The sequence below is a fragment of the Bacillus nitroreducens genome, assembly GCF_964021195.1.
On record NZ_CAXHYI020000003.1, the window covers coordinates 2,613,578 to 2,627,712 of the forward strand.

Consider the following 14,135-nt stretch of genomic DNA (forward strand, 5'->3'; position numbering starts at 1 on the left):
CGTTTTTATTAAAAAGTGTATACAATATCAGAAAATATAAAAAACATCAGGAGGAAAGTCATGAAGATTACTATAAATGAGGTTGTGACACGTGATGGATTTCAATTGGAAAATAAAATTCCATCCATTGCATATAAGTTGAATTTAATAAATGATTTAATTGATGCGGGGATCAAAAAATTTGAACTCACATCGTTTGTACATCCTAAATACGTGCCACAAATGGCTGATGCGGATGAGTTATTAGAAAAAGTACAACGGAGGTCAGATGTGACCTTTAGCGGACTGGCTTTAAATGAAAAAGGTGTGGAAAGAGCTCGAAAAGCTAAAGTCGACGAACTGAATTTGGTATTTTCTATAAGTGAAACCCATAATCGAAAAAATGCGAATAAAACGGTATCTGAAAGTATGGATTTTGTGAAGAAAATCATGAAGGATGAAAGTCTTCCAGTAAATGTTGCGATTAGCACAGCTTTCGGTTGTCCATTTGAAGGATTATATAAAATGGAGCAATTATTTCCAGTTATCGAAAGCATGATGGAATATAACCCAAACTCAATCGTTTTAGCTGATACAACTGGAATGGCAGACCCAAGACAAGTGGAGGAGACTTGCTATTCGATTAAGTCAAAATGGCCAAGCTTAAAACTAGGACTGCATTTACATAATACAAGAGGAATGGGTCTTGCAAATGTATTAGCTGGGATTCGAGGCGGAGTAACCGATTTTGACTCTGCTTTAGGGGGGATTGGTGGCTGTCCTTTCGCACCAGGCGCAACAGGTAATATATGTACCGAAGATACCGTTCACATGCTAGAGCAAATGGGATACGAAACAGGAATTAATATCGATAAACTCATTGCAGCATCCAAAGGATTGGAGAAAGAATTAGAAAAAACATTACCAGGTCAAATTATGAAAGCAGGAAAAACGACGGACATCCATCCTGCCTAATACGTGCATCTATGAATCTATTTATCAAAAAGGAGAGAAATACAATGGAGAATATGAATACAACAGGACCTTTAAGAGGAGTTACGGTTGTCGAATTCGGGAATTTTATCGCAGGACCTTTCTTGACTAGATTACTTGCCGATTTTGGTGCGGAAGTCATCAAAGTTGAAGTGCCAGGCCAAGGAGATAATATTCGAAAATGGGGAAATAAAGTAGAAGGTGAAAAATCTGTTTGGTGGGCTGCGCAAGCCCGTAACAAAAAATGTATTACCCTAAATCTAAAAACAGACGAAGGAAAAGAGCTTGCGAAAAAGTTGTGCAGTAAAGCAGATGTTGTCGTCGAAAACCTTCGTCCAGGTTCACTAGATAAAATGAACCTAGGATACGAGGATCTAAAGAAAATAAATAAAAAATTAATCATGGTGAGAATTTCAGGTTATGGACAAACTGGAATCTATAAAGATAAAGCAGGTTTTGGTAGTGTAGGAGAAGCGATGGGAGGCTTGCGTTATGTAACTGGTTTCCCAGGACAGGTTCCACCTCGTATCGGTGTAAGTATTGGGGATTCGTTAGCTGCATTATTTGGTGCCTTAGGAACGATCATGGCACTGTTTAATCAGGTGAAAAATAACGAAAGTGAAGGACAGGAAATAGATGTTGCCTTGTATGAGTCCGTTTTTGCAGTCATGGAAAATGGAATCGGTGAGTATTACAAATATGGAATCATTAAAGAACGTACTGGCTCGATCCTTCCAGGTGTAGCGCCTTCCAATTTGTATGAAACAAAAGATGGAAAATTGGTTATTGTTGCAGCGAATTCAGATCATCTATTTTATCGACTTGCCACAGCTATCGGAAAAGAGGAATGGTTGGATGACCCTAAATTCAACACACATAAAGCCCGAGGGGAAAACCAAGCTGAAATTGAAGGCTTAGTTGGTGAATGGGTAAAAGTCACGAATGCACAAGATGTTCTTGATTTAATGGACAAATATGGAATACCTGCTGGACCAGTTTATAATATGGAGGATATCGCAAACGATGCTCATTTCCATGAAAGAGAAATGATTCAACAAGTAGATGATAAAGACATGGGGCCCGTTCATATGCCAGGAATCGTTCCGAAAATGAGTAAAACACCAGGCCAAATTAAATGGAGTGGTCCGTCCATTGGTGAACATAACGAAGAAATCTTCCTTCAATATTTAGGATTGAGCGAAGATGAGTATAAGACCTATAAAGCGGGCGGAGTCATCTAACGTTCTATTTTACTCACAAACTTTGTGCTATCGAAGTTTGTGAGTTTTTTTTGACAATAATGGATTTGACGTGGTTACATATGAGTCACGTTCAAAGTAACATTCACCAGTAAATGTCCTACATTGCTACTATGAATTCCCAAGCAAAGCAAAATACCTCAGTATCATGAGTGTATGAAGGACTGAACGAAATATAAGTCTTCTTCAAAATTCCTTCGTAATTGTAAGGAAGTCAGTCCCGACCAAGGTAATGGTATATCTTCTCTTCAATTTTGCCTTTTTTGATATTTGACTTGGAATTGCCATGTTATAAGTAACGCTATCATTAATAAAAGTTCTAATAAATTCATAATGGAGGAATTTTTTATCCAGATAGTTAAAATACCACCTGAAATCATGATGATTGTACCAAGCAAGAGCCAAGGAAAGTGGAACTTTCTAGTCAAAATGAACCCAATGATACCTAGAATGACCGTTACGATGATAACCATGATCGGACTGTCTGAATGACCATTACTTGTGTAAGTTAAGATGCCATCTTCCCAATTTGGTTCAAGTTCAAGCCCGCTAACTGAAGCAAGCAATTCATATAGTATTAACCCGAGTGTCGTCAGACTAAATACGATTTTCCAGATGGTTTTTTTCGACCATGGTAATCCTAGCCTTTTACAAATGCCGAATGCAAATAAAATTAGGGTCGGAGTAAACAAGGCATGTAATAAAAATCGCACATAGCTTAAACGCTCAAGTACATTCCCTTCACCGATAAACTTTCCTATTGCAATGATCAAGTTATCATATATAAGACCAATAATTACTAGTAAAAGTAAGTGGGTGAGTTGTAATAAACCACTTTTTCTCGCCAAAAAAATCCCCCAAATAAATAGGCAAAGATAACTGAAGCCAAGGAAGAGGTAAAGAAAGGATAACACAGCGTCCACGTCCTTTTTTTTCCTATTGTTTCCCATTCTTTCATGGCTACTCTATTTTTCGAAAAATATAATCCTTTGTGACGTTATCACGGGATCACGATTAACCATAACGGAGATTTCGAATACATTTTTTAGATTGTTTTTTATTCCCATTGAAATCGAACGTATATTCTACTATCATTAAGAATAAAATACGAACATATATTCTTTTTGGAGATGATGTTTATGGTGGATTACAGCCAGTTACCTGTTCAAAAGATTTTGTGTGTGGATATAAAGAGCTTCTATGCCAGCTGTGCTGCAGTATTATTAGGTCTTGATCCACTTGAGTGCTATTTGGCGGTTGTTGGAGATACCGAGCGCCAAGGAAGTATTGTGCTCGCAGCTTCGCCAAAACTTAAGCAGGAATTTGGGATTAAGACGGGCTCAAGACTCTTTGAAATCCCCAAGGATCCACGAATTCAAATTGTTAACCCTAAAATGGCATTGTATTTACGAATTTCAACAGAAATTACAAGACTTTTTAACCGATATGTACCTAAAAGTGCAATCCATGTGTATAGCGTAGATGAAAGTTTTATCAAGATTGATGGAACTGAAAGATTATGGGGAGATGCCATAACTATTGCTAAAAAGATCAAGCAGGAGATTAAAACTGAATACGGTCTTGATTGTGCTATAGGTATTGGTCCTAATATGTTGGTGGCAAAGCTATGTTTAGATTTGGATGCAAAGAAAAAAGGAATTGCTGAATGGACGTATGAAGATATTCCCGAGAAGTTATGGCCAGTGTCACCACTAAGTGAAATGTGGGGGATTGGAAGCAGAGTAGAGCGAACTTTAAATGGGATGGGGATTACAACCGTTGGTCAGCTTGCCCACTATCCTCTTGAATTACTTGAGAAAAAATTCGGAGTGATGGGAAATCAACTGTATTACCATGCTTGGGGTGTGGATTTATCAGAAATTGGTGCCCCGATTATGCAAGGGCAGATCAGTTTTGGAAAAAGCCAAATTTTATTGCGTGACTACCCAGACCCAGAAGAAGTAAAGCATGTCATTCTTGAAATGTGCGAAGAAGTTGCAAGACGGGCTCGTCGACATAAGAAGGTAGGAAGAACGATTAGCCTTGGGATTCATTATAGCAAAGATGAGTTTGGTGGAGGGTTTTACCGTTCAAAAACGATTGAAACACCGACAAATATCACAATGGAAATGTATCGTGTATGTCTTGAATTATTTGAGAAATTTTATACAAACAAGACGGTTCGCAAAATTTCAATCGCACTTTCGAATATCGAGGAGGACACCCAAATGCAATTAGATTTATTTTATCTTAATCGTGTTAAACAGCATAAGCTTGGTTATGTGATGGATGGTATTCGTGGCAAATATGGTTCAGATGCCATTCTGCGTGCGGTTTCTTACACAAAGGCAGGAACTTCAAGACACCGTAGCAAGCTAGTTGGAGGCCACAAGGCATACTAATGAGAAATGCACAAACAAAAGAGGAACAATGACTAAACACTGCCACATCCTGTGACTAATGTCGCATCATCTAAAATGGTTTGCATTTGTACGATGCGAATGCTCTCGGATGCCTTGAAAGCCCGACAAGCGCTAAGAATCTGACCTGGAGGCTACGAGAAAAAAAGTAGCTACTTTGAGTTTCTCAAAGTAGCTTTTCACAAGATCCTCTAGAGGCCGATTCAAGGTGAAAACTGGCAAGGTGCTAAGAATTAGACATAAGAAGAAAGAAGTGATTAGAATTGATACGTGACCGCGGAGCAATAAAGTGGACAGCAATGATGCTGCCAGAACATGTGAAAATACTTAGGGATTGGGCGGAAGAAGATACGTATGAGCAAAAGCCAGACCTTGATGAACAGCAAATTGAAGAAATGAATGGTATTCTTTGTCAGGCAATGGAGGAGGGGAGAGAGATGATTATTACACATTATGAAAACAAACATCACAAACTTCTCCTTGGTACTGTTCATCACTATGATGTTCTGCAGGGGCGATTGCATATAATCGATAAATTTGGAGAAGTTCACTATATTCCTATAAACATGTTAGTCGACCTGCGCTTTTCCGATTAAACTCCTCGTAAACATCGGCTGAAATGATCTTAATTGAATGTGTTATTCTTATAAAATGAATTGAAACAAAACTGGAATGAAAAGGATGAATAGCTATGACAAACAGTGCGAAACAAAGAAAAATTATCTTAGATTTAGCTGTTACTTTAGATGGTTTTATTGAAGGGAAAAATGGAGAAGTTGATTGGTGCATTATGGACGATGAAATGGGATTCACTGATTTCTTAAATCAAATTGATACTATTTTATATGGTAGAAAAAGCTACGAAATGTGGGGACAGTATATCCCCGAAAATGAGGCCACCGCAACTGAAAGAAAAATGTGGGAATTGGTTCATAGTAAAGAGAAGTATGTGTTTTCAAGAACACAAACAGAGACTGATCATCAAGCAATATTCATAAATGACCATATTTTATTAGAAGAAGTTAATAAGTTAAAGGGGAAGCCTGGAAAAGACATATGGTTATATGGGGGAGCAAGTCTCATTACAACTTTTATCGATTTAGGGCTTATTGATGAATTTAGGTTGTCGATTCATCCTGTTGTTTTGGGAGAAGGAAAACCGTTGTTTATCGATTTAAAACAGAGGATAAATCTAAAAACGATGAATACGAGAACATTCTCCTCTGGAGTTGTACAAATTATCTATCAATGGGACGGTCAATAATATAGGTTGCATAAGCATCTGTTAGATAGAAGGAATTTCACGCTTGAGAGTAGAAGAAGAATAGCATAAGGTAATGAAAAGGAGAAATTATAATGTTTGTATACCACATTGACGACGAACTTTCCTTGAAGCTAACAGAGTTAAGCGATGCTGAGCGGATTTTTGAGTTAACCGAAAACTCAAGAGCCTACTTAAGAGAATGGTTACCATGGCTTGATATGACAAGAAAAGTGGAAGACACGAAGGCCTATATTGACTCATGTCGGAAAAGCTATGCAGAAAATAAAGGGCTACATACGGCTATCATCTATAAAAATGAAATTGTTGGGGTAGCAAGTTTTAACGAAATTGATTGGAATAATAAAATTGCCTATATTGGCTACTGGCTTGGTCAGGAATACCAAGGGAATGGAATCATGACTAGGGTAGCAAAAGCCTTAACAGACTATGCTTTTACCCATTTAAAGCTAAATCGAGTTGAAATCCGTGCAGCTGTTGAAAATGATAAAAGTAGATCGATTCCAGAGAGACTAGGATTTACGAACGAAGGCACAATTAGACAACATGAATGGCTCTATGATCACTATGTAGACCATGTTGTATATGGCATGCTTGCAAAGGATTGGAAAACAGAAAGTAACGAAAAATAGTAAAGGAGCCCTCTTGGCTCCTCTTACATATCTTTTTCCATATGAAAAAATCGGTATGTCATCACAAGTCCTATGAAGAATAAACATAGAGCGAAATACGCAGGTAAAAGATGGATAAACGTTGTATAGCCAATGGCGAAATGAATCCAAATTCCTGCAAAAAACGCAGGTATACCTCCAATTAATAACGTCCACCAGACCCATTTATTCCCTTGTTGAAATCCCCAAAGCGAAATGGTTAACACTAACAATCCAACACTAAGAAGGGCGCTTCCGAATCCAGCACGATCGTGAGCAATAACAGAAATCAATTTATCATTAAAGGTATCAAGCATCTCCGGTGGCATACAAATGTATAAAATGTCAGTAGATACAAACACATTTGTGATTCCAATAAACGAAATGACAATGCCTCCTAACACGAAAGAAAAGCCAAGAATGATAAGCGCTAATTGTCCGATTAAACTATGTTCCCATACCTGATGGTTACGCCTGTTTAGGGATGTTGGAGTCCCTTTGAGATGCTTTGTTTTACGAAAACCAATTAGATAAATTGGTAATAAAATAAGCCAAAAAACCAGGTGTAGCCAATCAAAATATCCGTATCCAATAAATAAGAAAATACCTAAAAATCCAAGGATTGCACCCAGATCAATCGATTGTTTCGCCCAAAGAATCTGCTTCCGAACCCCGTATCGTGCTAACGCCATATAGACGATTCCACCAGAAATCATCGTCCCAGCCAGTGTCATCCTATCATGTGCCATGAAATATAGAATCCGTTCATTAAATAAAAGAATATCTTCTCGTTGCATCCCTAGAAATTGTTCATCATACGGTAGAATGATCGTCGTCAAGCTAAAAAGAAGCGCAATGACCCCGCCGATGAGGATGGATAATCCAAAGAGCCAATACCAAAACCATCCTGGATGTAGTGGGGGGTCTGGCTGCAATTGATGCAAAAGAGATTCAGTAATTCGTTTCGTAAGACCTGGGCCTGAAAAAACATAACCCTCTGAAAGCAACACAAGTTTTGCACCAGCATCTAATAATGCTAAAGCATCGGCTGGTTCATAGATGCCACCAGTTGTAATTATAGGGAGGGTAAATCCATGAGTCTTTAAGTAGTGAATTGAATCTAGCAAGTCTCTCAAGTGACGATCATCTGAAATCCCTAATGGCTCATCTATGACAATTCCTGAAAAGGTAGACTGGATATGTGATAGTGACAATTCCCTTACATGATTGACTGGAACAGAGAAATATACAGGGTGGGTAGTATTTATAGGGAAATTTGGATTAGACGTGACAAACGCAGTCACGTAGGGTTTTAATCTAGTGATGACAAGCTGTTGATCTGCAATTGAACCATCCAATCTTGCCCAAATGGGTTGTTTGGGCTTCCACTTTTTTAGCTTTTGAATTGTTTTCTCCAATCCGATAGATTCATAGTCTGTAGAGAACTCGATTTGTTGTTTATGCCAATCTACTTTTGGAAGCGAAGGATTCATGATTGGTTCTTTCGTCACTGGACCAATTTCAATAAACCCAAATCCGAGATTTGAGAAAGCTTTTGATCCACTTAAAAGGGGATCGATTTTACCAGAAAGACCAACTGGATTTTCATAAATCACATGTTGGATTTCCTTTTTTATAAGTTCGGAAGACTCTTCTCTACCAAGAAAATGAATAAGGCGGTGTCCTTCTGGTATGGATGCAATTATGTTCATTCCCCTGTGAATAAACTCCCGAGATTGATAAGAAGTAAGATGACGTAATATAGGTTTGAAGAGTAATTGATACGACCAATCAGGCATATCTTGTTCCCCCATAAAAAGGCTTTTACCCATATTGTACCATAAAGTGTTAACTCATTCGGTGGGGGATTACTGCCGTGTTAATCCGAAAACATGAACTAAGCTATCCCCTCAATGAGAAAACCGAATGCATAGGGCATTCGGTATAAGCTTAGGTTATTCTTTAGGTGCACGCACAACTGATTCGAAATTCCCTTTATGGGAACCATCGCAAAATGGTTTCTTATTCGATAGACCGCATCGGCATAATGAAAAGGTTTGTTTTGTAGTGAACGTATTACCTTCCGTATCCACTAAATCAACGTCACCAGTAATCCTTAATGAACCATTGTCATTTACTTTAATCGTAACTTTTGACACCGTAACAAATACCTCCCTTAGAGTGTAGTCTTATTATTCATGATAAGGTAATATTTACCAGAATACAAACATGATAAAGTGTTTAATTATTGTAATGATATGTAGAAGCAAGCGAGATATGTTAGAATATCATAAAACAAAAGAAAGAGGAGAACGAAATGAACATAACATTTACGGAGCGTGCAATTGAAAAACTAAACTTAAACATACATAATCAAGATAAACAGTTAAAATTAAAATATGAAACAGATGGTTGTGGCTGTGTAATGAGCGGGGTAACTGCATTATGGCTTGTAGATTCAGGGGATGAGGATGATCTAACTCTAGAAACGAATTATCAGCCTATACTCGTAGAAAAATCAAAAATGGTGTTCTTAGACGAAGAGATGACCATTGATTTTATTGAGACAGCCAATTGTTATATGTTAAAGAGTCCGAACCAAATTCTGAATCCACGTTTACGATTAGTAGAAATGAGTGGTGCACATGAGTTCCAAGCTTAAAACGATACGAAATATTGCGGAAGATAAAACATGGGTTTCCTTTTTACATGACAATCATCCGTATAGTCTTTTGCATTGGTCCATCGCAGGGGTAAATCATGATCAAAAAGATGTTTGGTTACTTCAGGATGAGGTGAGTTTTGAGGTTCAGGAATTTGAAACGATAGAACTCGCATTATCTTGGATTGATGAGAATTTAACAGAAATTACAGATGTACTAGGGTAGGGACTGATCATTCAGTCCCTTTCAGACTGTTGACAAACGCTCGCATACTTCGTTGCTTGCCTCACTCGTCCGCTCATGAAGACAACTTCTATTCGCGTCTTCAATCAGCTGCGCGCCTCGTCTGCCAAGCGTTTTCAAGCCAGTCTGAGAAAGTGAATCTTACGAGTGCTTCCTATAAAAATGAGTGTAGTTGTCTACAAGATGTAAGGGACTGATCGTTCAGTCCCCTACATATTCTTTCATAAAGTCATCAATTACTTTTTCATAGGCTTCCTTGTTATCAGCAAAGGAATAAGCATGCTTTCCTTTTTCGGCAATCAGCATTTGTTTAGGCCCATCCTTCATGTTATAGAGCTCGATTGTCATTTCAGGCAAAATATAATCATCCTTTGCACTATGGATAAATAAAACGGGACTTTTAATATTTTGAATGACAGAAACTGGAGAAACATCTTTAATACTATATCCATCTCGAAGTTTTAAAAATAGATTCGCAAAGGGGAGGACAAGTGGAGCAGGAATTCGATAATCCACTTTTAATAAATATTTCAATTGGGCTTCAAAGTCAGAAAATGGACAATCTACAATATAAAAATCAGCTCCATCCTCAATCATCCCAGCGTAAAGCAGGGTTGTCACAGCACCCATTGATTCTCCGTGAATACCGAGTGTACAATCATCTCCATACTTTTCCTTAATCCAGGAAACGACCGATGCAAGATCAAATTTTTCGTAATGACCGTAACTTGTAGTTTTTCCACCAGTTTCTCCATGTCTGCGATGGTCATATAAAAGAACATTCCAACCGCGTTCTAAGAAAAGCTTCATGTATTTAATGGAATTCAGTTTGTTTTGAGTCACACCGTGTGAAATGATAATGAATCTGTTTTTATCCGTACCTTTCACCAGCCATCCTTTAATCGTATATCCGAAATTGGAGTGAATGGATACGTCCTCTTTTTGAAGGGCGTGGACCTCATCTAAAGTCAGACGGCCTTCTTTTGTTTCACGTTCAAGAATTTCATCATCTGTTTTCTTCTTCATAAACATTACAATATTTGTAAAAACCATTCCAATGGTAACCGTGTAGCCAATTAAAATTCCGAGGAAGATAAAAATTTTTTTCATTCGTTTCATGAAAAACACTCCTTCCAAACATTCCGATTAGTGTGCTTCCTATATTATATCCTTTTTTAATCCAATCACCATCATTTACCTACGACTTAAGGCTTAGGTAAAGATAAATCTCTGGCTCATTATACTTCTTCCGATAAGTGGATATGATTAATTTATACAAAAATACTAAATTTTACCTATTAGGGAAAGAGGAGATGAGATGTGAAGATATTGAAATTTATTGTACGAAGGAAAATCATGATTTCATTATTGATTTTTCTAGTAGCAGTCGTTGGAAGCTATTCATTAGTAAAAGTAGATAAAGAGCTAATGCCACCTGTGAAACTAGATGGAGCCTATGTTGAAATTTATGCGGGTGAGATGGCAGCCGTTGAAGTGGAAAGAACGATAACAACTCCTCTTGAGCAGCGTATTTTAGCAATAGAAGGTGTTGAGGAAATTGATTCAACCACGAATATCGGTAGAACTGCTCTGGCTTTAAGCTTTGAAGCTGGAAGAGGAGAAGAAATATATAAAGAGGTTGAAGCGATTGTTGCATCTGCTAAATCTGAGTATCCAGGAGTTACAGATGTTGCATCAGGTCAATATGGTGGAAGTCAAAGCTACGAATTTTTTATGGATATTTCAGGTGGGACAATGGAAGAAATGTCTGCATTTGCAAAAGATATTTTAGAACCAAGACTAGAAGCCTTACCTGAAGTCAGGGACGTATCACTTGTAGGTGTTGAGGAACAAGAGGTTGCGATCAATGTAGAACGTGAAAAAATACGTGAGCATCATCTAACGATTACAGAAGTAATTGCAGCAATCCAGGAGTCTAGTAGTGAGGCGACAATTGGTGAATTACAGAGTGAAAAGGATTCGCCTTCCTTGAGATGGAATGCGAAGATCGATAATGTAACAGATGTCGAGAATATTTCAATCCCAACGCAAGAAGGATCTATATTGTTAAAGGAAATTGCAGATATCACGATAAAGCCTCTTGAAAACCACTCATTTGTATGGAAAAACGGTTCACAGGACTTTATTTTGGTCCAGGTTGGTCGCGTTTCGAATGTAACCCAAATTGAGATGGCGAAAGCAGTACTGGCAGAAGTCGAGAAAATAAAAAATGAAAATTTAGTAAAGGGTTATGAATTAAACGAGGTAGTAGCCCAAGCCGATTATGTGAGTGAATCGATTGATGGTGTGAAGGACAATATTTTAATCGGTGGAGTCATTGCGATAGTTATTTTATTACTCTTTTTACGAAACATGAGGGCGACTTTTATTATTGGTTTATCCATTCCCTCATCTGTGCTATTGACCTTTATCGTAATGTGGTTATTTGATTATAGTTTTAATATGCTAACACTACTTGGACTCGGGTTAGGGATTGGAATGATGGTAGATTCTTCGATTGTCATCCTAGAAGCCATCTATAAAAAGAAAGAACAAGGATTTGAAAAATTTGACGCGGTTATCAAAGGGACAAAAGAAGTTGCATCTGCTGTTATTGCATCGATGCTGACAACAATTGTTGTTTTTCTGCCGATTGGTTTAATCGGTGGTGAGATGGGCAAATTTGTCATTATGCTCTCGGCTGTAGTGGCCATTACGTTAATCAGTTCAGTTGTGATTGCATTCACACTGATCCCAACACTTTCCGAGAATTTTTTAAGGCTTAGAAAAACAACGAAATCAAAAAAAGAACCGCTCTTAATGAATGGTTATCGAAATCTTGTGGCTTGGGTCATTAAAAAGAAACGAAACAGCTTTGCCGTTATCTCTTTGTTTCTATTGATGCTTGTCGGTTCCCTGTTTCTTGTAACTAAAGTACCAATGACAATTATGCCTGATATGTTAAATCGCTATGCAGAACTTGCAGTAGAGCTAGAACCAGGACTTTCGATTGAAGAAAAACAGAGTATGATTAATGAAATAAATGAAAGACTACAAGAAGTTCAGGATGTAGAGACCAATTACGTAATGGACAATGGAAACATGGCTTACATTATTATAAATATGACGAAAGGGGATCAAATAACGCTTGAACAAAAGGAAGTAAATGAAAATATACTAGATACAATAAGAGAAATGCAGAAGGAACACCCTGTTTTAGGTGTGCAAAGTGTTATGGAAGGCGGGGGAGGATATCCCGTTCAAGTCAATATTAAAGGAGAAGATTTTGATCAACTTCAAGAAATTTCAACCCAATTTATAGATGAGCTTAACAAAATAGAAGGTATTTCAGCGATTTCTAGTACAAATGCAAGAACGTCTGAAGAACAACAAGTTATTTTAAAGGAAAAAGAAATAGAAAAGGCAGGCTTGCATCCTGCACAAATCAAACAGTTTATGGAGGAATCCTTTATTCAAATGCCAGTTGGTTCGTTGCAAAATCAGGGAGAAACCATTCCTGTAAGGCTTAGTTGGACCAAAATACCAGCATCAAAAGAAGATTTACTCGAGATGAAATTGAATGTAAACGGTGAGGAAAAGCCACTTTCTACTTATATAGAACTGAAGAGTGTTCAATCCCCCAACGAAATCATTCACTCGAATGGAGAGAGACTTGTTACCATTTCTGCGGATATTAAAGATCGTGATCTTGGTGCAGTAAATCGTGACATTCAAAAAGCAATGAATGGATTCGAAGTGCCAACCGGGTATACTCTCTCAACAGGAGGTGATTTAGAGCAGCAACAGGAACTCATGATGGAGATGTTGTTTGTGTTTGCCATAGCGATCTTCCTAGTTTATATGGTCATGGCTATTCAATTTAATCATCTTGGTCATCCATTGATTGTCATGTCTGTCATTCCAATCACCATCATTGGGATTATTTTGGGATTATTTATCACTCAAATGGAATTAAACCTCATATCGGGAATGGGAATTATCATGTTAGTGGGTATTGTACTAAATAACGCAATACTGCTCGTTGACAGAACAAATCAGCTCAGGAAGGAAGGATACTCGGTTGAAGAGGCGCTAATCGGAGCGGGAATTGATCGAATTCGCCCGATCTTTATGACAACATTAACGACAGTTGGTGGGATGCTTCCGTTAGCTCTTGAATCAGGAGCATCTGGAAATTATCAGGCACCAATGGCCACAGTTATCATCTCAGGACTTACATTTGCAACCCTTATTACATTATTGTTAATTCCAGCAGTTTATCGGTTGTTTTCTCGGACAGTTACAACCCGTAAAGTGAGAAAGGAGGCAGAAGCAAAAGCTGGGATTAAGGTAGAAACCGTTCCTAAAATCTAAAAACATCCCCTGGTACTTAGTTGTACCAGGGGATGTTTTATTGCTCTGAATTTTGGCGGTTTGTCGGGTGTACGGCTTTTTCCATTTCTTCTGCAGCCATTGTATTATTTGTCGTGTCGGCATTCGGTTTCCCTTTTTGGGAACGACCTTTGTCACGTTTCGCCAATGGTAACAACTCCATTTCCTATAGGATGTTCAAAAAGTCACCAAAAAAGCTACGATTATTTGTGGACTCGTTCTCTTACGGCTCTCGCGTATTAATTGTACACGCT

14 protein-coding genes are annotated in these 14,135 nt (G+C 38.0%); 9 read left to right on the forward strand and 5 right to left on the reverse strand.

The window, feature by feature from the left end; all coding sequences use genetic code 11:
• Positions 1–60: 60 nt before the first annotated feature.
• Complete coding sequence (locus ACWPVE_RS16520; RefSeq protein ID WP_453995206.1) at positions 61–954, forward strand: hydroxymethylglutaryl-CoA lyase; 894 nt, start codon at positions 61–63, stop codon at positions 952–954.
• Between the two features lie 44 nt (positions 955–998).
• Positions 999–2,213: a CaiB/BaiF CoA transferase family protein gene (locus ACWPVE_RS16525; RefSeq protein WP_453995208.1), complete on the forward strand. Its 1,215-nt coding sequence runs from the start codon at positions 999–1,001 to the stop codon at positions 2,211–2,213.
• Between the two features lie 266 nt (positions 2,214–2,479).
• On the opposite strand, the gene ACWPVE_RS16530 is transcribed toward ACWPVE_RS16525, so the two are convergent.
• A complete protein-coding gene (locus ACWPVE_RS16530) occupies positions 2,480–3,079 on the reverse strand; it encodes a hypothetical protein (protein WP_453995210.1) in 600 nt (199 codons plus the stop codon).
• A 291-nt stretch (positions 3,080–3,370) separates the two neighbouring features.
• On the opposite strand from ACWPVE_RS16530, the gene ACWPVE_RS16535 reads away from it, so the two are divergent.
• The 4 genes from ACWPVE_RS16535 (at position 3,371) to ACWPVE_RS16550 (ending at position 6,565) form a co-directional block, all read left to right on the forward strand.
• On the forward strand, positions 3,371–4,633 hold the full coding sequence (locus ACWPVE_RS16535) for a Y-family DNA polymerase (protein ID WP_453995212.1): 1,263 nt from the start codon (positions 3,371–3,373) through the stop codon (positions 4,631–4,633).
• A gap of 281 nt (positions 4,634–4,914) precedes the next feature.
• Positions 4,915–5,247, forward strand: coding sequence for a YolD-like family protein (locus tag ACWPVE_RS16540; protein WP_453995214.1), 333 nt, complete (start codon positions 4,915–4,917; stop codon positions 5,245–5,247).
• 95 nt (positions 5,248–5,342) lie between these two features.
• Complete coding sequence (locus ACWPVE_RS16545; protein WP_453995216.1) at positions 5,343–5,915, forward strand: dihydrofolate reductase family protein; 573 nt, start codon at positions 5,343–5,345, stop codon at positions 5,913–5,915.
• A 92-nt stretch (positions 5,916–6,007) separates the two neighbouring features.
• Complete coding sequence (locus ACWPVE_RS16550) at positions 6,008–6,565, forward strand: GNAT family N-acetyltransferase (RefSeq protein WP_453995218.1); 558 nt, start codon at positions 6,008–6,010, stop codon at positions 6,563–6,565.
• Between the two features lie 23 nt (positions 6,566–6,588).
• On the opposite strand, the gene ACWPVE_RS16555 is transcribed toward ACWPVE_RS16550, so the two are convergent.
• On the reverse strand, positions 6,589–8,382 hold the full coding sequence (locus ACWPVE_RS16555; protein WP_453995220.1) for a dihydroorotate dehydrogenase: 1,794 nt from the start codon (positions 8,380–8,382) through the stop codon (positions 6,589–6,591).
• Positions 8,383–8,538: 156 nt separating this feature from the next.
• Positions 8,539–8,742 (reverse strand): CDGSH iron-sulfur domain-containing protein, encoded by a 204-nt coding sequence (locus ACWPVE_RS16560; protein WP_453995222.1) that lies wholly within the window; start codon positions 8,740–8,742, stop codon positions 8,539–8,541.
• 158 nt (positions 8,743–8,900) lie between these two features.
• Here ACWPVE_RS16560 and ACWPVE_RS16565 point away from each other — a divergent pair, with 158 nt between their 5' ends.
• Together ACWPVE_RS16565 and ACWPVE_RS16570 are read left to right on the forward strand one after the other, a co-directional pair.
• A complete protein-coding gene (locus ACWPVE_RS16565; protein ID WP_453995224.1) occupies positions 8,901–9,245 on the forward strand; it encodes an iron-sulfur cluster biosynthesis family protein in 345 nt (114 codons plus the stop codon).
• On the forward strand, positions 9,229–9,471 hold the full coding sequence (locus tag ACWPVE_RS16570; RefSeq protein WP_453995226.1) for a DUF2552 family protein: 243 nt from the start codon (positions 9,229–9,231) through the stop codon (positions 9,469–9,471). The genes ACWPVE_RS16565 and ACWPVE_RS16570 overlap by 17 nt, the downstream gene beginning before the upstream one ends.
• Positions 9,472–9,690: 219 nt before the next feature.
• Here ACWPVE_RS16570 and ACWPVE_RS16575 read toward each other — a convergent pair whose 3' ends face one another.
• A complete protein-coding gene (locus ACWPVE_RS16575) occupies positions 9,691–10,599 on the reverse strand; it encodes an alpha/beta hydrolase (RefSeq protein ID WP_453997600.1) in 909 nt (302 codons plus the stop codon).
• Between the two features lie 210 nt (positions 10,600–10,809).
• Here ACWPVE_RS16575 and ACWPVE_RS16580 point away from each other — a divergent pair, with 210 nt between their 5' ends.
• A complete protein-coding gene (locus ACWPVE_RS16580; RefSeq protein WP_453995228.1) occupies positions 10,810–13,863 on the forward strand; it encodes an efflux RND transporter permease subunit in 3,054 nt (1,017 codons plus the stop codon).
• Positions 13,864–13,900: 37 nt separating this feature from the next.
• Here ACWPVE_RS16580 and ACWPVE_RS16585 read toward each other — a convergent pair whose 3' ends face one another.
• A complete protein-coding gene (locus ACWPVE_RS16585) occupies positions 13,901–14,029 on the reverse strand; it encodes a hypothetical protein (RefSeq protein ID WP_453995230.1) in 129 nt (42 codons plus the stop codon).
• Positions 14,030–14,135 lie beyond the last annotated feature (106 nt).

What these genes read in the sequence shown, in the direction of transcription:
- ACWPVE_RS16575 (WP_453997600.1), bottom strand. Translation starts at nt 10,599, where the DNA reads ATGAAAAAAATTTTTATCTTCCTCGGAATTTTAATTGGCTACACGGTT.
- ACWPVE_RS16520 (WP_453995206.1), top strand. Translation starts at nt 61, where the DNA reads ATGAAGATTACTATAAATGAGGTTGTGACACGTGATGGATTTCAATTG.
- ACWPVE_RS16565 (WP_453995224.1), top strand. Translation starts at nt 8,901, where the DNA reads ATGAACATAACATTTACGGAGCGTGCAATTGAAAAACTAAACTTAAAC.
- ACWPVE_RS16535 (WP_453995212.1), top strand. Translation starts at nt 3,371, where the DNA reads ATGGTGGATTACAGCCAGTTACCTGTTCAAAAGATTTTGTGTGTGGAT.
- ACWPVE_RS16570 (WP_453995226.1), top strand. Translation starts at nt 9,229, where the DNA reads ATGAGTTCCAAGCTTAAAACGATACGAAATATTGCGGAAGATAAAACA.
- ACWPVE_RS16550 (WP_453995218.1), top strand. Translation starts at nt 6,008, where the DNA reads ATGTTTGTATACCACATTGACGACGAACTTTCCTTGAAGCTAACAGAG.
- ACWPVE_RS16545 (WP_453995216.1), top strand. Translation starts at nt 5,343, where the DNA reads ATGACAAACAGTGCGAAACAAAGAAAAATTATCTTAGATTTAGCTGTT.
- ACWPVE_RS16555 (WP_453995220.1), bottom strand. Translation starts at nt 8,382, where the DNA reads ATGCCTGATTGGTCGTATCAATTACTCTTCAAACCTATATTACGTCAT.
- ACWPVE_RS16525 (WP_453995208.1), top strand. Translation starts at nt 999, where the DNA reads ATGGAGAATATGAATACAACAGGACCTTTAAGAGGAGTTACGGTTGTC.